The 24,675-nt window shown below is 55.0% G+C and carries 21 protein-coding genes and 1 other annotated feature; of the genes, 6 read left to right on the top strand and 15 right to left on the bottom strand.

Annotation, left to right across the window (positions count from 1 at the left end):
* The first annotated feature begins 250 nt into the window (after positions 1–250).
* Positions 251–1,441: an RNA-guided endonuclease IscB gene (gene iscB, locus CV944_RS13420; RefSeq protein ID WP_233205011.1), complete on the top strand. Its 1,191-nt coding sequence runs from the start codon at positions 251–253 to the stop codon at positions 1,439–1,441.
* A gap of 145 nt (positions 1,442–1,586) precedes the next feature.
* Here iscB and CV944_RS13415 read toward each other — a convergent pair whose 3' ends face one another.
* The 8 genes from CV944_RS13415 to sppA all read right to left on the bottom strand — a co-directional run bounded on the left by CV944_RS13415 (position 1,587) and on the right by sppA (position 8,258).
* Positions 1,587–2,108: a MogA/MoaB family molybdenum cofactor biosynthesis protein gene (locus CV944_RS13415; protein WP_044746328.1), complete on the bottom strand. Its 522-nt coding sequence runs from the start codon at positions 2,106–2,108 to the stop codon at positions 1,587–1,589.
* Between the two features lie 256 nt (positions 2,109–2,364).
* Positions 2,365–3,555, bottom strand: coding sequence for an acetate kinase (locus tag CV944_RS13410; protein WP_047818872.1), 1,191 nt, complete (start codon positions 3,553–3,555; stop codon positions 2,365–2,367).
* Positions 3,556–3,753: 198 nt separating this feature from the next.
* Positions 3,754–4,743: a class I SAM-dependent methyltransferase gene (locus tag CV944_RS13405; protein WP_033007953.1), complete on the bottom strand. Its 990-nt coding sequence runs from the start codon at positions 4,741–4,743 to the stop codon at positions 3,754–3,756.
* Between the two features lie 109 nt (positions 4,744–4,852).
* The gene (gene tpx, locus CV944_RS13400) at positions 4,853–5,353 is read right to left on the bottom strand and encodes a thiol peroxidase (RefSeq protein ID WP_033007951.1); all 501 of its coding nucleotides are present in this window, start codon (positions 5,351–5,353) and stop codon (positions 4,853–4,855) included.
* A 151-nt stretch (positions 5,354–5,504) separates the two neighbouring features.
* Positions 5,505–5,966 (bottom strand): GerW family sporulation protein, encoded by a 462-nt coding sequence (ytfJ, locus tag CV944_RS13395; RefSeq protein ID WP_033007950.1) that lies wholly within the window; start codon positions 5,964–5,966, stop codon positions 5,505–5,507.
* 11 nt (positions 5,967–5,977) lie between these two features.
* A complete protein-coding gene (locus tag CV944_RS13390; RefSeq protein WP_100659273.1) occupies positions 5,978–6,667 on the bottom strand; it encodes a DUF2953 domain-containing protein in 690 nt (229 codons plus the stop codon).
* Between the two features lie 99 nt (positions 6,668–6,766).
* Positions 6,767–7,219, bottom strand: coding sequence for an RDD family protein (locus CV944_RS13385; protein ID WP_100664331.1), 453 nt, complete (start codon positions 7,217–7,219; stop codon positions 6,767–6,769).
* A 31-nt stretch (positions 7,220–7,250) separates the two neighbouring features.
* The gene (gene sppA / locus CV944_RS13380) at positions 7,251–8,258 is read right to left on the bottom strand and encodes a signal peptide peptidase SppA (protein WP_033007945.1); all 1,008 of its coding nucleotides are present in this window, start codon (positions 8,256–8,258) and stop codon (positions 7,251–7,253) included.
* A gap of 108 nt (positions 8,259–8,366) precedes the next feature.
* Between sppA and CV944_RS13375 the strand changes: the two genes are divergently transcribed.
* Entirely contained in the window at positions 8,367–9,170 is an 804-nt protein-coding gene (locus tag CV944_RS13375; protein ID WP_033008901.1) for an NAD kinase, read from the top strand.
* A gap of 292 nt (positions 9,171–9,462) precedes the next feature.
* On the opposite strand, the gene mbcS is transcribed toward CV944_RS13375, so the two are convergent.
* The 5 genes from mbcS to ezrA form a co-directional block, all read right to left on the bottom strand.
* On the bottom strand, positions 9,463–11,058 hold the full coding sequence (gene mbcS, locus CV944_RS13370) for an acyl-CoA synthetase MbcS (RefSeq protein ID WP_100664328.1): 1,596 nt from the start codon (positions 11,056–11,058) through the stop codon (positions 9,463–9,465).
* Between the two features lie 133 nt (positions 11,059–11,191).
* Entirely contained in the window at positions 11,192–11,395 is a 204-nt protein-coding gene (locus CV944_RS13365; protein ID WP_033009180.1) for an alpha/beta-type small acid-soluble spore protein, read from the bottom strand.
* Between the two features lie 80 nt (positions 11,396–11,475).
* Positions 11,476–12,681: a tRNA uracil 4-sulfurtransferase ThiI gene (gene thiI, locus CV944_RS13360; protein WP_100664330.1), complete on the bottom strand. Its 1,206-nt coding sequence runs from the start codon at positions 12,679–12,681 to the stop codon at positions 11,476–11,478.
* 7 nt (positions 12,682–12,688) lie between these two features.
* Positions 12,689–13,834, bottom strand: a complete 1,146-nt coding sequence (locus CV944_RS13355) for a cysteine desulfurase family protein (RefSeq protein ID WP_044746335.1) — start codon at positions 13,832–13,834, stop codon at positions 12,689–12,691.
* 175 nt (positions 13,835–14,009) lie between these two features.
* Complete coding sequence (gene ezrA / locus CV944_RS13350) at positions 14,010–15,713, bottom strand: septation ring formation regulator EzrA (protein WP_100664327.1); 1,704 nt, start codon at positions 15,711–15,713, stop codon at positions 14,010–14,012.
* Between the two features lie 192 nt (positions 15,714–15,905).
* On the opposite strand from ezrA, the gene hisJ reads away from it, so the two are divergent.
* A complete protein-coding gene (hisJ, locus tag CV944_RS13340) occupies positions 15,906–16,730 on the top strand; it encodes a histidinol-phosphatase HisJ (RefSeq protein WP_094239978.1) in 825 nt (274 codons plus the stop codon).
* 35 nt (positions 16,731–16,765) lie between these two features.
* Positions 16,766–17,242 carry a GAF domain-containing protein gene (locus CV944_RS13335; RefSeq protein ID WP_033009183.1) on the top strand — a complete coding sequence of 159 codons (477 nt, stop codon included), beginning with the start codon at positions 16,766–16,768 and terminating at the stop codon, positions 17,240–17,242.
* Between the two features lie 48 nt (positions 17,243–17,290).
* Here the strand turns inward: CV944_RS13335 and CV944_RS13330 are convergent, their stop codons facing one another.
* Positions 17,291–19,123: a GGDEF domain-containing protein gene (locus tag CV944_RS13330; protein ID WP_094239979.1), complete on the bottom strand. Its 1,833-nt coding sequence runs from the start codon at positions 19,121–19,123 to the stop codon at positions 17,291–17,293.
* Between the two features lie 329 nt (positions 19,124–19,452).
* On the opposite strand from CV944_RS13330, the gene rpsD reads away from it, so the two are divergent.
* On the top strand, positions 19,453–20,055 hold the full coding sequence (gene rpsD, locus CV944_RS13325) for a 30S ribosomal protein S4 (RefSeq protein ID WP_033009184.1): 603 nt from the start codon (positions 19,453–19,455) through the stop codon (positions 20,053–20,055).
* A 48-nt stretch (positions 20,056–20,103) separates the two neighbouring features.
* Here the strand turns inward: rpsD and tyrS are convergent, their stop codons facing one another.
* A complete protein-coding gene (gene tyrS, locus CV944_RS13320; protein ID WP_094239092.1) occupies positions 20,104–21,363 on the bottom strand; it encodes a tyrosine--tRNA ligase in 1,260 nt (419 codons plus the stop codon).
* A gap of 52 nt (positions 21,364–21,415) precedes the next feature.
* Positions 21,416–21,642 (bottom strand) — a binding site (T-box leader).
* Between the two features lie 166 nt (positions 21,643–21,808).
* Here tyrS and CV944_RS13310 point away from each other — a divergent pair.
* Positions 21,809–24,568 (top strand): transglycosylase domain-containing protein, encoded by a 2,760-nt coding sequence (locus CV944_RS13310; RefSeq protein ID WP_100664326.1) that lies wholly within the window; start codon positions 21,809–21,811, stop codon positions 24,566–24,568.
* The last annotated feature ends 107 nt before the right edge of the window (positions 24,569–24,675 follow it).

The raw sequence follows: 24,675 nt of genomic DNA, 5'->3' as shown, positions 1-24,675 counted from the left end.
CGTCAACTACCCACCACTTAAAGCCTAACGGCTTTTGAAGTGGGGGCTTGGCAAGCCCTAGTTGACTACCCTCAGCCATTCAATGGCTACGTTGGAAGGGTCATGACACTTACGGATGCTCCTCCAGTCCGTAACCCTGTCGCAGATGGTTAAAAGCTCTGATGGGTAGGAGCGGTGCTGTCTGCCGAACAAGCCCTTCCAACATTGGGGAGGAGGAACTCACTCCTGAAAGGAGGTACACGTCTTGTTCGTGTACATTATCAATAAGCATGGAAAACCACTCATGCCATGCTCACCAAGGAAAGCAAGACTTTTGCTAAAACAGAAGAAAGCAAAAGTAGTAAGAAGGACACCTTTTACCATCCAGCTTTTATATGGTAGCAGTGGTTACAAACAACCCGTGTCATTGGGTGTTGACATGGGGACACGACATGTAGGAATTTCTGCAACAACAAAGAAAGATGTGCTGTTTGAAGCGGAAGCGCAACTTCGAACAGATATTGTGGAATTACTTGCTATACGGAGACAGTTCCGTAGAAGTCGAAGAAACAGAAAGACTCGCTACCGAGAAGCCAGATTTCTTAACAGAAGAAAACCAGAGGGATGGTTACCACCATCTATTCAACACAAAATCAACTCGCATATAAAGTTGATTGACTTAGTTCACAATATTCTCCCTGTCACATCTGTCACTATTGAGGTAGCAGCATTCGATACACAGAAATTAAAAAACCTAAATATCCGAGGGGTGGAATATCAACAAGGAGAACAAATGGGGTTTTGGAATGTTAGAGAGTATGTTCTATACAGAGACAATCATACTTGTCAATATTGCAAAGGAAAAAAGAAAGACCCTGTTCTCCAAGTGCATCATATTGAAAGTCGAAAGACAGGAGGTGATTCACCAGATAATCTGATCACTCTATGCAAAACATGCCACCATGAAATTCACGAAAAAGGGCTTGAGCATATATTTCAACGCAAACGACCGCCTATGAGGGATGCTAGTCAGATGACCGCCATGCGATGGGCAATGTTTAGTAGGATAAGAGAAAAATACTCGCATGCAAATATCACATACGGGTATATCACCAAATGTATTCGCATTGCTAATGGACTGTCTAAATCTCATATGGTGGATGCTCGTTGTATTAGTGGAAATCCACTAGCCAAGCCAAGTGGCACGGTTTATCTTCTAAAATTCGTTCGAAAAAACAACCGTCAATTGCATAAAGCAACCATCTTAAAAGGCGGAAAACGAAAATCAAACAAAGCTCCACGATTTGTCAAAGGGTTTCAACTGTTTGACAAGGTGGTATACGAAAGGAAAGAATGTTTTATATTTGGCAGAAGAAGCAGTGGTTATTTTGACCTTCGGCTGTTAGATGGCACAAAAGTGCATGCTTCAGCAAGCTGGAAAAGCATGCTAGTACATTGTTAATTGAAAGGAGGAAGGGCGATTCCTCCCCGACTTTCGCTCTCGCTTAGAAGTCGGGGTCTCCTCGCCAAAGAAGATGAAAGGGGGCTGATCCGAAAACGCGAATGCGTTTTGGGTCAGCCCCTTTTTCGCTTATGTTCTCTTTTCGTCAACGCGGCTCCCTATCCTTCCGAATCTCCCGCACGACATGCCCAAGCTCAGGCAAAATAAGCTTCGTCATCGCGAGGCGCACAGCGCCGGTGGAGCCGGGAGTGCAAAAGACGGCGGTGTCCATCGCCACGCCGGCGACGGCGCGCGACAGCATGGCGGCCGGGCCGATGTCTTCGGTGTAGCTTAGGAAGCGGAACAGCTCGCCAAAGCCGACGAGTTCTTTCTCAAGCAGCGCACCGACCGTTTCGATCGTCACGTCGCGCTTGGCGATGCCGGTGCCGCCGTTCGTGAGCACCGCATCAACATCAAGGCGGCGGCAGCCGTCAAGCACTGCCTCGCGAATGGCGTCCGCTTCGTCTTTCACGATCTCATAGCCGACGACCTCATGCCCGGCTTCCGTGAGCAGCTCGATCATCAGCCGGCCGCTTTGGTCGGTTTCCTCCGTTCTCGTGTCGCTGACGGTGATGACTTTGCAGCGGACGGTTTGGGGAGCTTCTTGTTTATGGGCAGCTGTGCTCATTCCCTCATCTCCTTTTGTCATTGTGTTGTTGGCTATAGTATAGCAAAAATTACCCAACTCTTGCCCGGCTGCTTCTCGCTGGCGAAACGAAAGGAAAAGACCCCATCGTGAAATCAATGTCTTCCGCTCCGTCCGGAGTTGTTGAAACAAGAATCAAGCGCACCAAAGCGGCAAAACAAAAAAATGGCTGCCCCGTTTGTTTGGGGCAGCCGTTTTGGCCAAAATGGCTGCAACGATTCTTTTTATTACAATCCGCTTACAAATTCGCCAGCCGCATGACATCACGGGCGATCATGACCTCTTCGTTCGTCGGGATGACGAGCACTTTGACCGGCGAGTGCGGGTAGCTGATGAACGCTTCTTTGCCGCGCACTTTGTTTAGGATGGGATCCCAGTAAACTCCCATAAACTCGAGGCCGCGCAGCACTTTGGCCCGCACGACTTCGCTGTTTTCGCCGATGCCGGCGGTGAAAATGATGGCGTCGACGCCGCACATGCGCGCCGCATACGAGCCGATGTATTTATGAATGCGGTTCGCAAACACTTCCAGCGCAAGTTCCGCGCGCTCATTTCCTTCGGCGGCCGCTTTTTCCAAGTCGCGCAAGTCGCTCGAGATGCCGGAGATGCCGAGCATGCCGCTCTTTTTATTCAGCACTTCAATCACTTCATCAGCGGTCATTCCTGTTTTTTCCATAATGTATGGGATAAGCGCCGGGTCGATGTTGCCAGAGCGCGTCCCCATCGCGACACCCGCTAATGGCGTAAAGCCCATCGACGTGTCGATCGATTTGCCGCCTTCGACCGCCGCGATGCTCGCCCCGTTGCCTAAATGGCACGAGATGAGGCGCAGCTGCTCGATCGGCCGGCCGAGAAGCTCCGCCGCCCGCTGGGTGACGTATTTGTGCGACGTGCCATGGAAGCCGTACTTGCGAATGCCGAATTTCGTGTAATACTCATACGGCAAGCTGTACAAAAACGACTGTTCCGGCATCGTTTGGTGAAACGCCGTATCAAAAACGGCGACGGCCGGCACGTTCGGCAGCACTTCCTGAAACGCGCGGATGCCGACGAGGTTGGCCGGGTTATGAAGCGGAGCGAGCTCGGACACTTCTTCGATTTGTTTTATCACCTCATCGGTGATCAACACCGAATCGCTGAACTTCTCCCCGCCGTGGACGACGCGGTGGCCGATGCCGTCAATTTCGTCAAATGACCGGATGATGCCATAGCGAATCAGTTTGTCAAGCAGCAGTTTCACCGCCACGGCATGGTTCGGGATGGAAGTGACTTCCCGCTGTTTCTCCCCGTTCACGACGATCGTAAAAATCGCGTCGTCAAAGCCGATCCGCTCGACGACTCCTTTCGTTAACACCGTTTCCGCCGGCATGTCAAACAATTGGAATTTCAACGAAGAACTTCCCGCATTAATGGCTAACACTTTTGCCATCGAACATACAGCTCCTTTTTGCCAAAATCCGTTCGCACTTACGGTTAGTGTGCGCGATTGGGCGCTGTTTCACTATGCCTTTTTCATTGTATGCCTCCCTTTTCTTCCTTTCAAGCGGCGCTTTCTTTCGTAATCGGTTGCAAGGAAATGTTTTTATGTTGTGAAAATAAAAACAGCCTCCAAGCAGGTTGGAGACTGTCAGCGCCCTTTTTCGCCGGCGATCCAGGCATCGATTTTCGCCATCATCGCCTGCATGGCCGTCTTGTTGGAAAAGCGCGGCAGTTCGGCGAGCAGCACTTGTTTCGGCGCTTTCGCCATCGGGCCTTTCTTTTGCAAAATGAATATGCTTTTCGCCACCTGCTCGTGTTTAAACATGGACAGCGGCAACTGCAACAAGCCTTGGACGATGGCGGTTTCTTTTAAAAATTCATTCAGCTGTTCCGCCTGAGGGCTGGAAAACAGCGTGTTCGGAATGAGGAAAAACAAATAGCCGCCGTCTTTTGTATAGCGCAAGCTTTGCTCGATCAACAAATGATGCGCATACGACCGCCCTTCTTTCGCTTTTAACGCAAAGCGGCTGGCATTGGCGTCATCCGGGTAGTAGCCGACCGGCAAATCGCAGACAACGACATCGGCCGGTTCGACGAACAAAGGGCGCAGGCTGTCCTGGTTAAACAGCTGCACCGGGTGCTGCTGCAAGTTGGCGTTGACATACGCGAGTTTGACGAGCAGATCGTCAACGTCGGCGCCGTAGCTTTTCGCCTGCCGGCCGCCGAGCCCGTTTAACACGGCTGTAAGCAAATTGGCCGTGCCGACGGCCGGGTCCAGAATCGTTAGCGCCAAATGCGGGCGCGTGAACTGCCGGACGAGGTAGGCCAAAAACACACTGACCGCATCCGGCGTCATTTGGTGGTTCGGCTGGACGTGCTGGCGCATCCCTTTTAAGACGGCAAGCTGAAACGCCTTGCGGATGTGCTCGTTCTGAAACTGTTCGAGCCCCAATTCGCGATATTGCTTTTTCAACCGTTTCGCGTTCAGCTCGCTCACCTCATCTTGCAGCACGTCGCCGTGAAACAAATTTTCCCCTGTTTCCGCGACAGCTTCCAAATACGTGCATTGCAGCTCCTCCTGCAAAATGCGGGCCGTTTCATCCAAGACGGCAAACAGCCGTTCAACGGGTGTCATCATGCGTGCGTCCCCCTTTCTGCCCATGTCCCTTCTATTGTACGTCCGTCCGCCCCGCAAGGCAAACAGCGGCCAAAACGAAACGGCCCCGAACGGATCGGAGCCGTTTTCCTTATTTCGCCGCTTTCGCCGCTTCAATCGCCGCTTCGTAGTTCGGATGGTTCGTCACTTCCGGCACGTATTCGACGTATGTAACCGTGTCGTTGCTATCGATGACAAACACGGCGCGGGCAAGCAGGCGAAGTTCTTTGATCAGGACGCCGTACGCTTGTCCAAATGAGACGTCGCGATGGTCGGACAACACTTCAACGTTTTCGATGCCGGCGGCGCCGCACCACCGTTTTTGCGCAAACGGCAAATCGACGCTGATCGTCAGCACTTTCACGTTGTCAAGCTTCGCCGCTTCCTCGTTAAACCGGCGCGTCTGCGCGTCACAAACACCGGTGTCAAGCGACGGCACGACGCTGATGAGGCGGACATGCCCCTTCGTATCGGCGAGCGTCACTTCCTGCAAATTTTGGTTCAACACGGTGAAGTCCGGCGCTTTGTCGCCGACTTTCACTTCGTTGCCGACGAGCGTGACCGGATTGCCTTTAAACGTCACTTGAGCCATGGCTTCTCCCCCTTAGGAAAAAATATGTACCATCTCCATAGTAAAACGAAAAGGCGGCGTTTGCAATCGTTTTACTCGCCGCATCGCCCCTTTCGCCTGCGGCCCGCCAAAACAAAGCGCTGGACGAAACCCGATCCAGCGCCAAGCCCGGCTAAATATCAAAATCGTTCGCGGTGGAAGACGCGCCGTCTTTTTTGTTTTTCTTCAACATCGCCTGGATTTTTTCGATGGCTTGTGGGGCGACATCGAGAATTTTTTCGTATAAATGCGTGCTTTCATCCAGATGGAGAAGTTTGACACCCGATGAGTTGACGACGAGAAACGCGATCGGGGTGATCGACACGCCGCCGCCGCTGCCGCCGCCAAACGGGTGCCCGTTCCCCTGTTGCTGCCCGTTTTGCCCGTTCGTTTGCGCCCCTTGGCCGTTTGTCTGGCCGTCAAGCATAAATTCGCTGCCGCCGGCCGCAAACCCGAACCCGACCTTCGACACCGTTAAAATGACGCTGCCATCCGGCGTCTCGACCGGATCGCCGATAATCGTGTTGACGTCGATCATTTGTTTTAAATTTTCCATCGCGGTTGTCATAAGCCCTTGGATCGGATGGTTCGTCATCATCATTCCTCCTAATAGCCTTCATTTGCCTGTCGCGCAGCGGAAAGGCTGCGCTTTGGCGGACGCCGCCTGCGCCAATGTTTGATGACGCGCAATCCTGCTACCATAGCATGCCCGATTCGGAAATGAAACATACATAAAAACGACGTTTCCGAGACGGCTCGGTCGTACACGGGAACGATCGCAATCACCGGGGTCGTTTTCATGTTCATGTACCGGCTCGCCGCTCCGATAATAGCGTATTTCAACGACCAGCCAAGCCCGACGAGCAGCCCGGTCGATGCCGCATCACCCGTTCCGATGTTTGTCTTCCATTCCCATTTGGTAATCGTCACATGGCGACAAAATTGTTTCATAATTTCATGAAAATCGATGACGTGCTCCAAAAACTGTTTTACTTTGCGAAAAAAGTCGGCGATTTTTTTCGGCGTCCATTTTCCTTTCTTTTCTTCCTTGCCGCGCGTCTCCCCCATCCCTTTTTTGTGGATGAACGCCACCCCGGGCGCTTCCGATTCGGTTTCCAGCTTGATGAGCGGAATGTGAATCGTGTAGCGGATGAGGCCAAACAGCGTGCGCACCACAATTTTGTATTCATCATCGTCCTGCCGATGGCGAAACACAACCGTCACGGAAAGTTTCATGAAGGCGGCAAGAAGGAACAACATCACAACGGCTATGGCGACTATGATTACGACTTTCAAGGCCCGTCCTCCCTTTCACCATATCATTGTCGCCATATGGAAAAAAAATAAACCTGCCGCATGGCAGGTGAACAACGCCGTTTGCCCCGCAAAAGCCGGCTACTCGCGGATGACGATCGTATCGGCAAACTGGTCGTGCATTCCTTTTTTCTTTTCCGAAAAGGCGACAAACAAAAAGCCGACAAACAGCAATGTTTTGCTGATGAATTTGCCGATGACTTCGCGAAACAACACGGTCAGCCAGGTGAGCGGCCCTCCTTGTTCGTCGACGACTTTTAAACCGAACACCATCTTGCCGAGTGTCTGCCCGAACGCTTTCGTCATCAGCACAAAGTAGGCGTAAAAAACGACCGCCGCCGCCACCGAGGCCGGCGCAAACAACCCGTCCCGCTCAAGCGGCCAATCGAATAGGCGGAAAAGCGGCCAAACGACAAGCCGGTTGAGGCTCGAGACAACAATGACATCAAGGCAATACGCCCAAAAGCGAAGCCAAAACCCGCCGTAGCGGGGAGCGGGGTCCGCCGCATCACGGATGGACGCCGGCAGCGCCATCGATTGTGTGTCCTCCATTTCTTGATCCCCCCTATTCGGCGTACAAGTACATAAGCCGCGGCGAGGATGGGCGCGACAACAGGCGGATGAGCCCGGCCGCCTCGCTGTCCGGCTTTATCTGGTTCGACACCATCTCAAAGAGAGAGCTCCACGGCGCATCGTTCACGTATTTTACCACTTGAGCGCCGGTTAAATGATGCTCTTTTTTGAGCGCAGCGATCGCGTCATCCAAGTAGCCGAACTCGTCGACAAGGTGGAGCGCCTTCGCCTGTCGCCCGTCATAAATGCGGCCGTCCGCCAGCTTGCGCACCGTATCTTCCGGCAGCTTTCTCCCTTTGGCTACCACATCCACAAACGCATCATACGAATCATTGATCAGCCGCTGCAAAATCTCCCGCTCCGCCTCGGTCATTTTGCGCGCCGGATTCATGAGGTCTTTGTACGGCCCGCTTTTGATCGTGACAAGCTCGACGCCGTACTTCTTTGCCAGCCCTTCATAGTTGACGCTTTGCATGATGACGCCGATGGAGCCGGTGATCGTCTCCGGGCTGGCGAAAATTTTATCGCCGGCCGCCGCGATATAGTAACCGCCCGAGGCGGCCATGGTCCCCATCGATACATAAATCGGCTTGTTCGTCTTCTTTTTCAGCTTCATCAGCTGATCGTAAATTTCCGCGCTTTCCGCGACACCGCCGCCCGGCGAATTAATGCGCAAGATGATCGCTTTGACGTCTCGATCTTCCTTCGCCTGTTTGATCATTTGCAAAAACGTTTGGTGATTGTACTGTGATGAAGAAAGAAACGACTCCGCTTCCCCCGCATCTTGAATCACTCCGTTCACTTCCAACACTGCGATTTTTTTCAACGGGTCGCCCGCGGCGATGACTTCTTCGCTAAATGGCGACTCCATGAGCGCCAGCCACCTTTCCGACCAGCCGCCCGCCTTGTCGGACAAAAGAACGCCAACCGCCTGAACAAGCACGGAGATCACAAACAAGGCGGCGGCGATGGCCAACGCCGTCCATCGTTTTCGATTCATCATCTTCCCCCTTTGCATCGGCTGCCCATATTTTTAGAATCCTGGAAAACGTGGTACAATATTCATTGTACATCGATTCATTAAATGATGCCAGCAGGAGGGCAAAACATGGATATGGAACGCAACCGTCTTTATTTTTTTTATAAGCGCGACGACAAGCTCAGCGAACGGGTGAAGCCGCTCATGGAGCTGGCAGAGCGCGGGCCGTTTGTCGTCGTCGACGACTACCGGGAGGCAAACATCATTGTCAGCATCGGGGATGACGGCGCGTTTTTGCAGGCAGTGCGGCAGACGGGATTTCTTCCCGACCGTTTGTACGTCGGCGTGTCCGTCTTGCCGGCGCGCGGGTTTTACTGCGATTTCCATATTGACGACATTGATCATATGGTGGAAGCGGCGAAAAATTGGAAACTCGAAGTGCGGCGCTATCCCATTATCGAAGTGACGATCGACGGCGCGGCTTCGTTTTTCTGCTTAAATGAATGTTCGATCCGCTCGCAAATCATCAAGACGATGGCGATCGACGTTTTCATCGACGACTTGCATTTCGAAACGTTCCGCGGCGACGGCATTATCGTATCGACGCCGACCGGCAGCACCGGCTACAATAAATCGGTGCACGGAGCGGTCATCGATCCGCTCCTGCCGTGCTTTCAGGTGAGCGAGCTCGCCTCGCTCAACAGCAACCGCTACCGGACGCTCGGCTCGCCGTTCATTTTGAGCGGCACGCGGACACTGACGTTGAAAATGTCGGAGGAAACGAGCCATTTTCCGATCATCGGCCTGGACAATGAGGCGCTCAGCATCCAGCACATTGAACGGATCGACATCCGCCTGAGCGACCGGGTCGTGAAAACGGTGCGCTTAAAAGATAATTCGTTTTGGGAGAAAGTGAAACGCGTCTTTTTATAAACCGCGCAAAAAGAGGCTGACCTAAAAGTGTGGCAATGCTCCTATCTGGGGCAACATGAAAAATAGACCACCACGAAAAACCCGGTAAAACCAAGGGTTTCAGAGGTGGTCTCTTTCACATACTTCGGTTACATTTCATCCAAAAGGGGCTTTTGAATCAGCTCCTTCTTTTCCAGCGGGCCGGACAGGCAAACGAAACGCCTCCGCTCCCGGCTTTTTTCGGCTCGGCGCTGCCTTCCCGCCGGGCAGCGCCGGATTGACGGAAAAACGCGCGCTTCATTCGGATCCGCGCTTACAACGACCGGCCGGCGAGGCGCGCTTCCCGCTCGCGCAGCTCGACGCGGCGGATTTTTCCGGACGCCGTTTTCGGCAAATCGTCGACAAACTCGATTTTGCGCGGGTATTTGTACGGCGCTGTCAACTGTTTGACATGTTCTTGCAGCGCTGGAATGAGGGACGGATCGTCTTTGTCAACCCCCTCGCGCAAGACGACGAACGCCTTGACGACATGGCCGCGCACTTCATCCGGGCTGGCGACAACGGCGCACTCTTTGACGGCTGGGTGTTTGACAAGCGCGTCCTCGACTTCAAACGGGCCGATCGTATAGCCGGCGCTGATGATGATGTCATCGCCGCGCCCCTCAAACCAAAAATAGCCGTCCTCGTCTTTTCGCGCCTTGTCTCCGGTGATATAGTAATCGCCGCGGAATTGCATCGCCGTCCGCTCCGGATCTTTGTAGTAATATTTGAACAACGCCGGCGTTTCGACGTGGACGGCGATATCGCCGACAACGCCGACCGGGCACGGCTCGCCGTTTTCATCGATAATCTCGACGCGGTTACCCGGCGTCGGTTTCCCCATCGAGCCCGGTTTGATTTCCATTCCTTTCATGACGCCGACCAGCAGCGTATTTTCCGTCTGCCCGTAGCCGTCGCGCACTTCGATGCCGAAATGTTTGGCAAACGTGTCGATCACTTCACGGTTGAGCGGCTCGCCGGCAGACACCGCGCTGTGCAGAGCCGATAAGTTGTAGCGGCCGATGTCCGTCACTTTCGCCATCAGTCGGTATTCGGTCGGCGTGCAGCAAAGCACGTTGATTTGATATTTTTCAAGCAGCTGCAAATATTTTTCCGGCTCAAAGCGGCCGTAATAGACAAAGCCGGTCACCCCTGAGCCGAGCACCGACAAAAACGGGCTCCAAATCCATTTTTGCCCCCCCGGCCCGGCCGTCGCCCAGACGAGGTCGCCTTCTTCGATGCACAGCCAGTTTTTCGCCGCCGTGCGCAAATGGGCGTACGCCCAACCATGGCAATGCACAACCCCTTTCGGATTGCCGGTCGTGCCGGACGTATACGACAGAAACGCCATATCGTCGCGCGAGGTGTCCGCCGCTTCGAGCGTTTCGCTTTCCTTCGCGATGGCCGCTTCAAGCGGCAGCCAGCCGTCATGCGCCTGCGCGCCGATTGAAAACTTCAACAGCTGGTCGACGCCGTCGATCGGAGCGAATTCGCCCACATACGGTTCATAGGCGACGACCGCTTTCGCTTCGCTATGGGACAGCCGGTATTGCAAATCTTTCGTCCGCAGCATCTCCGAGCTCGGAATGACGACAAGCCCGGCTTTGAGCGCCCCTAAATACACTTCATATGCCTCAATGAGGCGCGGCACCATAACGAGCACTTTATCCCCTTTCTGAAGGCCATGCGACAAGAAAGCGTTTCCAATTTGATTGGCGCGCGCCATCAGGCGGCCGTATGTAATCTCGCGCGTTTCCCCCTGCTCGTTTTCCCATTTTAACGCGATTCGGTCTGGATCGGCCGCCGCGTGCCTTTCCATTTCCGATGTTAAATTGTACCGCTCGGGCGCGATCAAGTCTTCCCGTCTCATCGTTTCTCCCCCTGTTCCTCGTTCGTTTGCCGGCGTCGGCATTTCTATTATACAAAATAGTTATTATATTTTGAATAATTTTTTGACATAAAAGCGGCGGGGGCATCCCCCGCCGCGAAGCCATCATATGAAATTAGAATTGGCGTGCGCCGCCCAATTGTTGTTGCGCCATGGCAACGAGGCGTTTCGTGATCTCGCCGCCGACCGAACCGTTGGCGCGAGAAGTCGTGTCAGCGCCTAAGTTGACGCCAAATTCTTGAGCGATTTCGTATTTCATTTGTTCGAGCGCTTGTTGGGCACCCGGAACAAGCAATTGATTGTTGTTGTTGCGTGCCATCTGTTTTCACCTCCTTGTACGTATAGAATGTGTGAAAACAGACGGCGATATGCAGCAACGCTTTTGGTAAATTTTGAGATTTAGAACAATCCGGCGAACTCGTCAGTCCGTCCGTTTTCTTCGTCAATCACCATCGTTTCCGTCTCGTTGACCGCCTTCTCGAGCAGCGGGGCGAGATCCAGTTCGCGCTCATACTGGAGCACTTTCTCTTTTTTCGGTTTCGTTTTCGGCGCCCGCGGCGTAAAAATGGTGCAGCAGTCTTCGTATGGAAGAATTGAAATATCATGGGTGTCAATGCGCTTCGCCATCTCGATGATTTCCATTTTATCCATCGAGATGAGCGGGCGCAAAACTGGTGTGTTCGTCACTTCATTGATGACGTACATGCTCTCGAGCGTCTGGCTCGCCACTTGGCCGAGGCTTTCGCCGGTGACGATCGCCAGCGCCCGGTGGCGGCGGCGCAAAGCGTCCGTAATGGCCAGCATCGCCCGCCGGGTGGAAATGAGCGAATACTCGTTCGGCACCCCTTGGTAAATGGCTTGCTGCACTTCGGTAAACGGCACGATATGCAGCTTGATCGTTCCGCCGTACACCGTCAGCTTCCGCACCAAGTCAATGACTTTTTGCTTCGCTCGCTCGCTTGTATACGGCGGGCTGAAAAAGTGGACGGCCTCAATTTCCAAGCCGCGCTTCATCGCCAAATACCCGGCAACCGGGCTGTCGATGCCGCCGGAGAGCATGAGCATCGCCTTGCCGCTCGTCCCGACCGGCAGGCCGCCGGCGCCGAAAATGTCGCGGCATGTGACGTACGTGCCGTCTTGGCGCACCTCGACGCGCACGTCAATGTCCGGTTCACGCACGTTGACGGTCAGGCCGTCCGTCTGCCGCAAAATGTGCGCCCCGATTTCATGGTTCAGCTCGTCGCTCCGGTAGGGAAACTGCTTATTGACGCGGCGGGCGCTCACTTTAAATGTTTTTCCGTTGTACGGCAGCTGCCGGACGGCGGCGAGCGCCGTTTCTTTGATCGCTGCTAGGTCGTTTTCGCATTTCATCGCCAGGCTGAACGAATGGATGCCAAACACCGTTTTCAGCTTGTCGATGATCGGCTCGTGCGGCTCACCGTTTAATAAAATGTACATCCGGTCGCGCATATATTCAATCTGAATACGGGGAAACGCCCGCAGCTTACGGGCGATGTTTTGTTTCAGCCGCCGCACGAACACATTGCGGTTTTTCCCTTTCGTCGTCATTTCACCGTAGCGGATTAAAATGCGGTCGTACTTCATTTCCATGTCATCCTGTTACCTCGCTTAACGTTTTGATCGCCTGCCTGATGGCGGCCACCGCTGGCGCGATCTCTTCTTGCGTATTGTCAAACGACAGGCTGATGCGGATGCCGCGCTCGGCCCGGTCTTCGCCCAATCCCATCGCCAGCAGCGTTTTGCTCGGCGCCTTTTTTTTCGACGAGCAGGCCGAGGTCGTCGAGACGTAAACGCCGCTTTTCTCAAGCTCATGAACGAACACTTCCGGCTTCAGGCCGGGCTTTAAGGAAAAGTTGATGATATGCGGAGCGGCACCGTCGCGCGGCGTGTTGATCGCAATGTCCGGAACGGCCGCGAGCGCTTCCAGCCACTTGTCTTTGAGCTCCTTGAGCCGGCCGATGTCCCGCTCATACCGCTCCATGGCAAGGCGGAGCGCTTTGGCCATCGCGACGATGGCGGCGACATTTTCCGTGCCGGATCGGAGCCGCATTTCTTGGCCGCCGCCGGCCAACAGCGGCATCAGACGGACGCCTTCGCGGACGTACAGCGCACCGGCGCCGCGCAGCCCGTGAAATTTATGGGCCGATATCGTGCATAAATCAACGCCCGCTCGCTGCAAATCGAGCGGCACTTTGCTGATGCCTTGCACCCGGTCGACGTGAAACAGCGTTTTCGGATAGCGGGCCAAAAGCGCGCCGATTTCTTCGATCGGCTGCACGGTGCCAACCTCGTTGTTCACATGCATGACCGAAACGAGAATCGTATCGTCGCGCAACGCACGCTCCACTTGTTTGGCCGACACTCTTCCGTCCCGGTCGACCGGCAAATACGTCACCTCAAAGCCGAGCTCTTCAAGCTGGCGGCACGGCTCGGCGACGGACGGATGCTCGATTTCCGTCGTAATGATGTGCCGGCCGCGCTGCCGATACTGCCAGGCGACGCCTTTAATGGCCAAATTGTTTGCCTCGGTCCCGCCCGAGGTGAACACGATTTCGCCCGGCTTGACGCGCAGCATGGCGGCGACTTGTTCACGCGCCTGCGCGAGCAGCCGCTCCGCCTTCATGCCGAGCCCATGAAGGGAAGACGGGTTGGCGAAATAGCTGGATGCGACCGCAACGAACGAATCGATCGCTTCCGGAAACGGCTTCGTCGTCGCGCTGTTGTCAAGATAAATCATCGTTTCCATCCTCCGCTCGTCATCGGCAAATGTACACATAACCATATCATATAAAAGCAGACTGAAAACAGCAACGAAAACACACACGCATTTACAGTATCCGCCAAAAACCCGATAAATATCGGCCAAAAACCCGATAAATATCGGCCGAAACCGATATTTATCGGGTTTTTGCTCACGATTGTTGATCGTTGTCCGCCTGCCACAGCTGCCGCACGCGGTCGAACGCGCCCGGCTCGACTTTCTCCACCGTCGCCACCGCCTGCCGGAGCGCTTCCTCGTAATCGTAATGACGGAACAAAAATTCGGCCTCTTCAAGCCCTTTATGCACCTCCGGATAACGGCGGCGATAGCGGTTGCCGTACTGAATCGTCCGCTCGGCCAAGGCGGCCTGCTCGATCATTTCGACCGTCCGCTCATGCAGCCGCTCGACGGCCGCCTTCGCTTCTTCGAGAGCCCCGTCGACCGCCGGCATGTGAAGCGGCTTTTCTTCAAGGCGGGCGGCGACGGCCTGCAAGCTCGTTTTGGCCTCTGCAAGCTCATGTGAATAAGACTCCGGCAGCCCCGGCAGCCGGCTTTTTTGCACGAGGCGAACCGCTTCGGACAACATTTTCCGCATGTCATCAAGCTTTTCGCGGGCGATCAGTTCATCTTTGCGCAGCGTCTGCAGCATGCGGCGAAACTGTTCATGCTCCTCTTTCATCATGTCGATTTGGGATGTAAGCTGCTCGAGCTCCTCGCGCAGCAGCGAATACGCCGTTTTCGCCTCGGCGGCGCGGTCGTGGATGAGCCAAAACCGCTTTTGCAGCTGGTGCAGCTGCTTTTCAATGCTTCGGTATTTTTCCACGTCCCCCGGCGGCAGATGATAGCTTTGCTGGACGAACAGCGCTTCCGCCCCCGTCTCCTTCGCCGCGGCGGCGAGCTCCTCAAGCATGCCGCCAATGCGCGGCATTTCCGTTTGCACGTACTGATGGGCCAGCACTTCCTGCTCAAGCGAATCATACAGCGCCTCGATTTCTTCTTTCAGCCCGGCGAGCATCTGCTTCGCCTCTTCAATGCGCAGTTCGCCGATCATCGCCAAACAGTGCTGAATTTTTTCCTGCTTTTCCGCAAGCGCGCGCTCGATGTCCAAGTGGTCGAGAATGTACCCGCTTTGCTCCATTTCCCGATAGCCGTCGGCGAGCTCGGCAAGCTGGGCGGGAAGCGATGTTTGGCACTCGCCAAGCAGCGCCGGGATGTCCTCCATCATCGCGGCGAGGCGGTTCAGCTCCTGCTTGAGCGCCAGCACGACGTCGCGCGCTGCCAAATAGTTGCCGGCTTCTGTCAACTCGGCAAACAACTGAAATTGCTTTTCCGCCTCAGCCAACCGGACGTCCAGCAGATCGGCGGCCGCCCCGAACGTATACCGATAGGCGAGCAGCGTTTTTTTTGCTTCCCGGTGCGCGGTGCGCAACTCTTCGATTTCGACCCGGCTTTGTTCCTCGCTGCCGATCAGCTCGTTGACTTCGCAAATGATTTGCTGAATTTCTTCCTCCACGCGCCGGAGTGCGTCCGCCGTTTGCCCGAGCAGCCGGCGCGCCTTTCGATACCGGTATTTGTCCAACAGCGTTTCGGCGTCAAACAGCTGCTCCTCGACGTTCGGCAGCTTGACGGCCACGATGTCATCCCACTGTTGGCGCCAGCGCTCAAACAACTGCTCCGTCTCCCCGGTCATGTTCAGCTGTTTCACCTTGGCAAGCTCATCCGGCACCGGTTCATTCATCAACCGGATTTTCCACTCTTCAAGCCCGTCGATTTCCCGGTACATCCGCTTTCGGCGCAGATGATTATATCCAATCGCTCCTGCCGCAAGGAGCAGAATAACCCACACGATTCCCATCCGCTAATGCCCCCTTGCACTCAAGCTACTTCGAAGTGAATGAAAATGGCGGAGAAGGCAAACATATATATTTTTCAATGTTTTTATGATACCATGTTATCGACATTTTTTGACCAAAATTTTTATTTTTTTTACAAGAATCTTCAATTGGTTTGCTGTGATACAATGATGGAAGGAAAGGGGGAACCCGCTTTGCGCGACGGCCACATTCACACACCGTTTTGCCCGCACGGGAGCCGCGATCCGCTCGAGCAGTATGTCGAACGGGCCATCGCCCTCGGCTATACCGATATTTCCTTCACCGAACATGCGCCGCTGCCGGAACGGTTTCTTGACCCGACGCCGGAGCAGGACAGCGCCATGGCGCGCGGTGCATTGGAGCGGTATTTGGCGGCCATCGCTGATGTCAAAGCGCGCTACCGCCATGACATTACGATCCGCGTCGGGCTTGAGGTCGACTTTATCCCCGGCTTTGAGGATGAGACCGCCAAACTGCTCGATGAAGTCGGCCCGCTCCTTGACGACAGCATTTTATCGGTTCATTTTTTGGCGCACAACGGCCAATATGTATGCCTCGATTACAGCGCCGACATGTTTGCCGGCATCGTCCGCCTATTCGGCTCGGTCGAGCGCGTGCACGCCGCCTATTACGACACGGTGCGCCAGTCCATCCGCGCCGACCTTGGCCGCTATAAGCCGCGGCGCATCGGCCATATGACGCTTGTGCGCAAGTTTTGGCGCCGCTTTCCGTGCCGGGAGCCGATGACGGAGCGCATGTTGGCCATTCTTGACGACATCGAGCAGTTCGGCTATGAAATCGACTACAACGGCGCCGGCGCTACCAAACCGCTCTGCCGTGAGCCGTACCCGCCCAACCACCTGATCGCTGAGGCGCATCGGCGCGGCATTCCGATCGTGTACGGTTCAGACGCCCACCGCGCCGCCGACTTGCATCAAGGACGGGGCGTCATGGACGGCGAGGCGCTTTCCGTTGGCAGCCGTCGGACGTCATCTTAAAATGAGCGAAAACAAATTCAAGGAGGCATGTTCCGATGTTTCACCCGATCGCTTACAGCGGCACACGCGAAGAAAACTACGCGCTCGTCATCGAGCAGCTGAAGGCGCTCATCGCCGGAGAGCCGAACATGATCGCCAACTTGGCGAACGCCGCTGCTTTGCTCAATCAGTTTCTCACCGACATCAACTGGGTCGGCTTTTATCTCGCCGATGGCGACGAGCTTGTGCTCGGCCCGTTCCAAGGCTTGCCGGCGTGCGTCCGCATTCCGTTTGGCAAGGGGGTGTGCGGCACGGCAGCCGCCGAACGGCGGACGGTCGTCGTCCCGGATGTGCACGAATTTCCAGGCCATATCGCCTGCGACGCCGCCTCCCAGTCGGAAATCGTCGTTCCGCTCATCAAAGACGGCCGCGTCATCGGCGTGCTTGATATTGACAGCCCGGTGAAAAACCGCTTTGACGACGTGGACCGCCGCTATTTGGAGCAATTCGCTGGCGTGCTCGCTTCATCATAAAGCAGCCCTGCCGCGCAAAGAAGGAATCCGCTTGGTCGGATTCCTTTTTTATACTTTGTGCGGCTGGGAATGGTCATGGACGAAAATGCAGTTTTTTCCTGTTTCCTTCGCCATATAAAGCGCGGCATCCGCCTGCTTGAACAGCTGTTCTGCGTCTTTAGAGCCATGCGGGCTCCACGATGAAATGCCGCAGGAGACCGTGACCGGCGGCACTGTATGCCTTCTGACCTTTTCGACGATACGTCGGGCGACCAAAACCGCGTCAGCGAGCGCCACGTTCGGCAAATACACGGCCAGTTCTTCCCCGCCCCAGCGCGCCGCCACGTCGTCGTCGCGAATATAGGCGCGCACCAGCTCGGCCACCTGGATGAGCACATCGTCGCCCGTTTGGTGGCCGTAAAGGTCGTTGATTTGCTTAAAATTGTCGATGTCGATCAAAATAAATGCCCCACGCTCATCGCATTTCATCGAGGTTTGAATCGTCTCGTCCAAATAGCGGCGCGTATGCAGCTTTGTCAAATAATCGGTGACGACGAGCTTTTCAAGCTCTTCGCGCAAAATGGCGTTCGTAAACGCGAGAGTCGAGTGCTGAATGAGCGACTCGAGCAGTTTGAACATGTCAAACGTAAATCGGTACGGCTCGCGGGCGAGCACGATGCAGACGCCCTTCGCTTCGTTGTTTTGCTGCATCAGGGCCGCCATGACCGAGCGAAACGGCCCGGATACAGACGGGTGGACATCGCCAGCAAAGATAATGTCGTTTCCGCTCCGCCGCCGCTCTTCGACCCATTCAACATACCGGCCGGCCGCTGCGTCGGCAAAAAATGGCGTGCTTCCCGGCAAAAGCTCGCGGCGCCCGTCGGCGAACAGAAAAAACCCGACTTCCTCTGCGCCAAACGACCGGCGGATTTGCGCCACCATATATTCAATTCCTTCCTGCAGCCGCGGCCGCGCGTTCAGTTCGCGCATCGTGTCGTTAATGAGCTGCAAATCGCTGACAAGCCGGCGCGACTGCTCGTACAGCTTGGCGTTCTCAAGCGCGCTTCCCGCCGTCCCGGCGAGCAGCGAGATAAAATTCATTTCCCGCTTCGGAAACGGCGCCGCGTGCGGAGCAATAATCTGAATCACGCCATACACCGCCTGCACGCCTTTGATCGGGGCATACAAGACGGACCGCCGCGGCGCCGCTGTCTCCTCGCACTGCACTTGTCCGGTCAAAAACGCCCGCAGCGCCGCTGTCTGTCCGCCGCCTTCATCAAGCACGAGCGGCTTGATCGGCAAATGGCCGCGCACATGGTTGTCGTGCGACAGCAGAAGATGGTATGTAAACGACGGATAGACGTTTTGCAGCGTGCGGATGATTTCCTCGAGCACGTCGTCAATTTGCATGGAAGAGTGGATTTTGGCCGCAAAGCGGTGCAGCTGCTCATATCGCTTCTCCTCGCCCGTTCCCCGCGACAGCGCACCCAGCTTGCGAAGCAGCCGGCTTAAATCGGAACGAAGCGTCTGCAGCAGCGGCCCATCGATGCCGCTGTTTCGTCTGTATGAAAGCTCGACCAAAGCCGGCGCTTCATCGGAAAGCGGACAAAAGAGACGGGCGGCCATATATGGTCCGCCAACGCTTGTGACAACAATCTCTTCGGCTTGATCCGCCCCAATCCGCTCCGCCGGCGTTATGCCGGCGGCCGCCTCAAGATAAAAAGAGCCGCGCGATGTGTCAAACAAATACAGTGCGGCCCCTTGCAGCGCCAGCTCTTCTTTCAACAGTGCTAGCAGCCCGCCCGCCGCCGCCGAAAACGGCCCGTCATCCGGAAGCGCCAAAAACCAGCGGAAACATGCTTGTTTAAACGATTCATATCGTCTTGTTTCTTCCCGTTTCATCGCCTTTTCCACCTAAACCGGCATCCTCGTTTCGAGCGAACGGATGACAAAATCTTTTTAAAAATTCCATCTTTTATTATATCACACAAATAGGAGACAAGGGAAATAAAATGTTGACTTTCATCTTAAAAAATCATATAATAGCCTTTGTGTAAAATATAGCAGCCTTTGTGCCCACCTTGATGGTTCATTTTGTTCCTCGGCCTGTCGAGGTGCATCGCGTAACTCTTAGCTGCGAGAGCGAGGATGCATGAAAACAAAATGGCCATGATTGTTGGCGCACATCTGCTTTTATTTTACGGGAATAAAAGCATAAGGAGGAGCAACGAATGGCTCGTTATACGGGACCTACATGGAAAGTTTCCCGACGCCTTGGCATCTCGCTGAGCGGCACGGGGAAAGAATTGCAAAAACGTCCGTACCCGCCAGGCCAACACGGTCCGGGCCAACGGAGAAAATTGTCGGAGTATGGCTTGCAGCTGCAAGAAAAGCAAAAGCTGCGCCATATGTACGGCGTGAACGAACGCCAATTCCGCAAAACGTTTGAAGAAGCGGGCAAAATGCCGGGCAAACACGGCGAAAATTTCATGATTTTGCTAGAATCGCGCCTTGACAACCTCGTCTACCGTTTAGGGCTGGCCCGCACGCGCCGTCAAGCCCGCCAGCTTGTGACGCACGGCCACATTTTGGTCGACGGCAACCGCGTCAACATCCCGTCGTACCGCGTCAAACCGGGGCAAACGATCGCGGTCCGCGAAAAATCGCGCAACTTGCAAGTGATCAAAGAAGCGGTGGAAGCGAACAACTTCGTTCCGGATTACTTGTCGTTTGATCCGGAAAAACTGGAAGGCACGTATACACGCCTGCCGGAACGTTCCGAGCTGCCGGCGGAAATCAACGAAGCGCTCATCGTCGAGTTCTACTCGCGTTAAGGCGCAAAAAAGATCCGAAATGCCAAGGCATTTCGGATCTTTTTCTTTTTAGGCGTAGCGGATCAAATGATATTTTTTCTTGCCGCGGCGGATGACGGTAAACCGCCCTTCGAGGCGGTGCTCGGCGGTCAGGACGGCGCCCGCGTCTTGGATGCGCTCCCCGTTCACATAAATGGCGCCGTTTTGAATATCTTCGCGCGCCTGGCGCTTCGACGGCGAAATGCCGGCAGAAACGAGCAGCTCGACAAGCGGAACGTCGCCGCCTTCATGAATGAATGACGGCACGTCTTTAAACCCTTGCTCGATTTCCGCCGCCGTCAAGCTGGCGATGTCGCCTCTAAAGAGCGCCTCGGAAATGCGGACCGCCTGCCTGAGCGCCTCTTCGCCGTGCACGAGCTTGGTCACTTCCTCAGCAAGCGCCCTTTGCGCCGACCGCTTCTCCGGCGCCTCGCGCAGCTCTTGCTCGAGCGCACCGATTTCCTCTTTCGACAGGAATGTGAAGTATTTCAAGTAGCGGATGACATCACGGTCATCGGTGTTGATCCAAAATTGGTAAAACTCATACGGAGACGTTTTCTCCGGATCAAGCCAAATCGTGCCGCTTTCCGTTTTCCCGAATTTCGTGCCGTCCGCTTTCGTCACGAGCGGAATCGTCAAGCCGAACGCTTTCGCTTCCCCTTTCGTTTTGCGGATGAGCTCAAGCCCGGCTGTGATGTTGCCCCACTGGTCGCTACCGCCGATTTGCAGGCGGCATCCTTCCGTCTCATACAGGCGGAGGAAATCGTACGCCTGCAGCATCATATACGTGAACTCCGTAAACGAAATGCCTGTTTCGATGCGCGACTGCACCGATTCTTTCGCCAGCATGTAGTTGACGCTGAAATGCTTGCCGACGTCGCGCAAAAACGAAATGACATCGAGCGGCCCGATCCAGTCGTAGTTGTTTTTGATTTCGGCCGCATTGTCTTTCGCTTCAAAATCCAAAAAGCGGCTGAGCTGCTCTTTGATGCGGGCGCTCCATGCTTCGACCGTCTCTTTGGCGTTGAGCGTGCGCTCGCTTTTTTTCCCGCTCGGGTCGCCGATCAATCCGGTCGCCCCGCCGACTAAGGCGATCGGCCGATGCCCAGCCTGCTGAAAGCGGCGCAACGTCAAAATGGCGGCCAAATTGCCGATGTGCAGGCTGTCAGCGGTCGGGTCAAACCCGCAATAGAGCGTCACTCTCTCCTCATTCAACAGTTTCCGGAGCCCGTCTTCGTCCGTCGTTTGGTTGACGAGCCCGCGCCATTGCAGTTCTGCAAGCAAGTCCATGTTCCTCACCTCGCTATGAAATGTCAGGCCAAAAGAAAACACCCGCCCGGTTTGAAGGGGCGAGTGTTCATCGCGGTACCACCCTACTTGGAAAGCGCTCTGCTTTCCCGCTCATTTCGGTAACGGCGTCAGCCGGCGGATGGCTACTAGGCGAAACAGAGCCGTTCCCCACCGCTGCTCGGGGAGGTAATTCACGCTTGCCTGTGGGCTGGCTCGCACCGTCCGCCAGCTCTCTGCGCCAGGGAGGCAACCGCTACTTGTTCCCGTCATCGCGTTGTCGTATCCAAAATTATATACTTTATATACTTTCTTTTACCATATTCCTTGTTCACTGTCAACCCCGCATTTTTTCGCCAAAAACGGTGAAAAAACAACAAAATTCCACAACGGCGCCCGACGGTATGGTATACTGATGGCGAAGATTTGCCACTATAGGGGGGCCGGCATGGAACGAAAACCATTCCGTATTTCTGTCGAGAAAGCATGGCGTTATTTTTGCCTTACATACGACATCGTCTGGAACGCCACCTTAATGCTGCTCATCGCCGCGCTCTGCCTTGTCTGCTTTGCCGCCGGCGCCGGCGCCGGCTATTTCGCCTTTCTGGTTAAAGACTTGGCTGTCCCTTCGCCGGACAAAATGAAAAGCGAGATTTACAGTTACGAAGAAACGAGCCATATGTATTTTGCCAACGGCGTCTATTTAGGCCGGTTCCGCTCCGACCTTGACCGCGAGGCGGTGCCTCTTTCCGAGGTGTCGCCATACGTCGTGCAGGCGATCATCGCGACCGAAGACGAACATTTTTATGAACACGACGGCGTCGTTCCGAAGGCCGTCATCCGCGCCGTGTTTCAAGAGCTGACCAACTCGCCGGTCAAAAGCGGCGGGAGCACGCTTACGCAGCAGCTCGTCAAAAACCAGATGTTGACGAACGAGGTGTCGTTTGAGCGGAAGGCGAAAGAAATGCTGCTTTCACTTCGTCTGGAGAAATTTTTTTCCAAAGAAGACATTTTAGAGGCGTATTTAAACGTCGTTCCGTTCGGCCGCAATTCTTCAGGGCGCAACATCGCCGGCATCCAAGCCGCGGCCCAAGGCGTCTTTGGCGTCAACGCCAAAGAGTTGAATCTCGCTCAAGCGGCGTTTTTGGCCGGACTGCCGCAAAACCCGTTCGTCTACACCCCGTTTGCCGCTGACGGCAGCGTCAAATCGGATCTCTCGGCGGGATTGAAACGGATGAAAACGGTGCTGTACCGGATGAAACGGGCCGGCTACATCTCGGAAAAACAGTATAAGGAAGCGCTTTCCTATGATGTGGCGAAGCATTTGGCCGCCCCGAAGCCGTCGCCGTTTGAACGCTATCCGTTTTTGACGATGGAAATTGAGCGGCGGGCGAAAGAGGTGATTGCGGAAACGTTCGCCAAGCGCGACGGCCATTCGGCGAAAGAGTGGGGGCGCGATCCCGCCCTCCGCCGCCGCTATCTCGGCGAGGCGGAAAAAGCGCTGCGGCAAGGGGGATTGCGCATTTATACAACGATCGACAAAGACATTTACGAACGGATGCAGAAGGTGGCCGCCCGCTACCCGTATTACGGAAACGACAACGTCTATTACACCAAGGACGGCAAAACCGGAAAAACAGTCGCCCATCGTCAGCCGGTGGAAGTCGGGGCAATGCTGATTGAAAACAAAACAGGCAAAATTATCAGCTTTGTCGGCGGCCGCGATTACGGGCGCGAGCAGCTCAACCATGCCACCCAGGCGCACCGCTCGAACGGCTCCACAATGAAGCCGCTCTTAGTGTACGCGCCGGCGATGGAGATGGGCGTCATCCAGCCGGCGACGATCATTCCCGATCTTCCGCTCTCGATCGGTTCGTATAAGCCAAAAAATGCGGATGGAAAAACGCACGGCCTTGTCACAGCGCGGCGCGCGCTTCAACATTCGTACAACATCCCGGCTGTTCGGGTCTATACGAAAATCCAAAACCGCCATCCGGTCGACTATTTGCACAAAATGGGGATCACAAGCGTCTCAAAGCAAGAAGAGGCCAACCCGACCTTGGCGATCGGCGGAACGCACATCGGCGTCACCGTCGAAGAAAACGTCAACGCCTATGCGACGTTTGCCAACTACGGGTCGTTCGTCGATGCGTATATGATCGAGAAAATTACCGACAAGGACGGAAACATCATCTACCAGCATCAAACGAAGCCCGTTCCCGTCTTTTCCCCGCAGACGTCGTACTTGATGATTGACATGATGCGTGATGTGCTTAATGGCGGGACCGCCTCTTCAGTGCGGCGCTACTTGACCTTCTCCGCCGACTGGGCCGGAAAAACCGGAACATCCCAAGACAAGCGCGATTCGTGGTTTATCGCCGTCAATCCAAGCGTCACGTTCGGTGTTTGGGTCGGCTACGACCATCCAGCGCCGCTGGAGTCGCGCTACAAAGGGCTTTCCTACAGCCAGCGCACCCAGCTGTTATGGGCGCAATTCATGAACGCCGCCTATGGCGCCAAGCCAAAACTCATCGCCCCGCCAAAGCGGTTTTCCATGCCGGGCGGCATCGTTCGCCGCGCGTATTGTGCCACGAGTGGATTCAGCCCGTCATCGGCATGTAAAAAAGCTGGACTCGTTCGCTATGATTTATACAATACAAAGTTTACGCCGCGGCAAGGAAGCGATGACTATTTGATCGAGGGTCGGGTTGTCGTCATTGGCGAGCATCGGTATGCAGCGCTCGAGACGACGCCGGAAGAGTTTGTCACCCGCGAGGTCGTTGTCAATCCAAAATTGCTCGATCAGTGGGGAATCAATAGAAAGACATCGGTCGGCGATGCGTTCGTTGTTTCCACCTTAAAAGACAATGGACGCGTGCCCGCCCCACCGGCCGCCCGCCTGAATGACAATCAGCTCGTCTGGGCTCGCCACGGAGAGCGCGATGTCATCGGCTACCGCGTCTATCAGGTAAGCGAAACCGGAAAGCGGCAAATCGTCGCCATCATCAAAGCGGGGGAAACGACTTCCTTTTCCGATCTCAAACCGGGAGCAACATATTACGTCACCGCTGTCGATATTGCTGGCCGGGAATCAGCACCATCAAGCAAAGTCGCACTGCCGGCCGCCCAGTCCTCCCCGCCGGCCAATTCGCCCGCTAGTGCGGACAACGCGGAAAATAGCGAAGCTCCCCCATCTTCTTCTAGATAAATATTATGAGGGGCTGACCCAAAAGTCCGCCAAAAAGCGGACTTTTGGAGTCAGCCCTCTCTGGTTTTTGTATATTTTACCAAACGGAACAAAATTCCGACTCTGTT

Source organism: Geobacillus sp. WSUCF-018B, assembly GCF_002809985.1.
Taxonomy (GTDB): Bacteria; Bacillota; Bacilli; order Bacillales; family Anoxybacillaceae; genus Geobacillus; species Geobacillus thermophilus.
This window is presented reverse-complemented; position numbering and strand designations above follow the sequence as displayed.

Excerpts from the sequence above, each read along its gene's own strand:
- CV944_RS13415 (WP_044746328.1), bottom strand. The coding sequence starts at position 2,108 with ATGAGCACAGCTGCCCATAAACAAGAAGCTCCCCAAACCGTCCGCTGC.
- CV944_RS13410 (WP_047818872.1), bottom strand. The coding sequence starts at position 3,555 with ATGGCAAAAGTGTTAGCCATTAATGCGGGAAGTTCTTCGTTGAAATTC.
- CV944_RS13405 (WP_033007953.1), bottom strand. The coding sequence starts at position 4,743 with ATGATGACACCCGTTGAACGGCTGTTTGCCGTCTTGGATGAAACGGCC.
- tpx (WP_033007951.1), bottom strand. The coding sequence starts at position 5,353 with ATGGCTCAAGTGACGTTTAAAGGCAATCCGGTCACGCTCGTCGGCAAC.
- ytfJ (WP_033007950.1), bottom strand. The coding sequence starts at position 5,966 with ATGACGAACCATCCGATCCAAGGGCTTATGACAACCGCGATGGAAAAT.
- CV944_RS13385 (WP_100664331.1), bottom strand. The coding sequence starts at position 7,219 with ATGGCGCTGCCGGCGTCCATCCGTGATGCGGCGGACCCCGCTCCCCGC.
- sppA (WP_033007945.1), bottom strand. The coding sequence starts at position 8,258 with ATGAATCGAAAACGATGGACGGCGTTGGCCATCGCCGCCGCCTTGTTT.
- CV944_RS13375 (WP_033008901.1), top strand. The coding sequence starts at position 8,367 with ATGGATATGGAACGCAACCGTCTTTATTTTTTTTATAAGCGCGACGAC.
- mbcS (WP_100664328.1), bottom strand. The coding sequence starts at position 11,058 with ATGAGACGGGAAGACTTGATCGCGCCCGAGCGGTACAATTTAACATCG.
- CV944_RS13365 (WP_033009180.1), bottom strand. The coding sequence starts at position 11,395 with ATGGCACGCAACAACAACAATCAATTGCTTGTTCCGGGTGCCCAACAA.
- thiI (WP_100664330.1), bottom strand. The coding sequence starts at position 12,681 with ATGAAGTACGACCGCATTTTAATCCGCTACGGTGAAATGACGACGAAA.
- CV944_RS13355 (WP_044746335.1), bottom strand. The coding sequence starts at position 13,834 with ATGATTTATCTTGACAACAGCGCGACGACGAAGCCGTTTCCGGAAGCG.
- ezrA (WP_100664327.1), bottom strand. The coding sequence starts at position 15,713 with ATGGGAATCGTGTGGGTTATTCTGCTCCTTGCGGCAGGAGCGATTGGA.
- CV944_RS13335 (WP_033009183.1), top strand. The coding sequence starts at position 16,766 with ATGTTTCACCCGATCGCTTACAGCGGCACACGCGAAGAAAACTACGCG.
- CV944_RS13330 (WP_094239979.1), bottom strand. The coding sequence starts at position 19,123 with ATGAAACGGGAAGAAACAAGACGATATGAATCGTTTAAACAAGCATGT.
- rpsD (WP_033009184.1), top strand. The coding sequence starts at position 19,453 with ATGGCTCGTTATACGGGACCTACATGGAAAGTTTCCCGACGCCTTGGC.
- tyrS (WP_094239092.1), bottom strand. The coding sequence starts at position 21,363 with ATGGACTTGCTTGCAGAACTGCAATGGCGCGGGCTCGTCAACCAAACG.
- CV944_RS13310 (WP_100664326.1), top strand. The coding sequence starts at position 21,809 with ATGGAACGAAAACCATTCCGTATTTCTGTCGAGAAAGCATGGCGTTAT.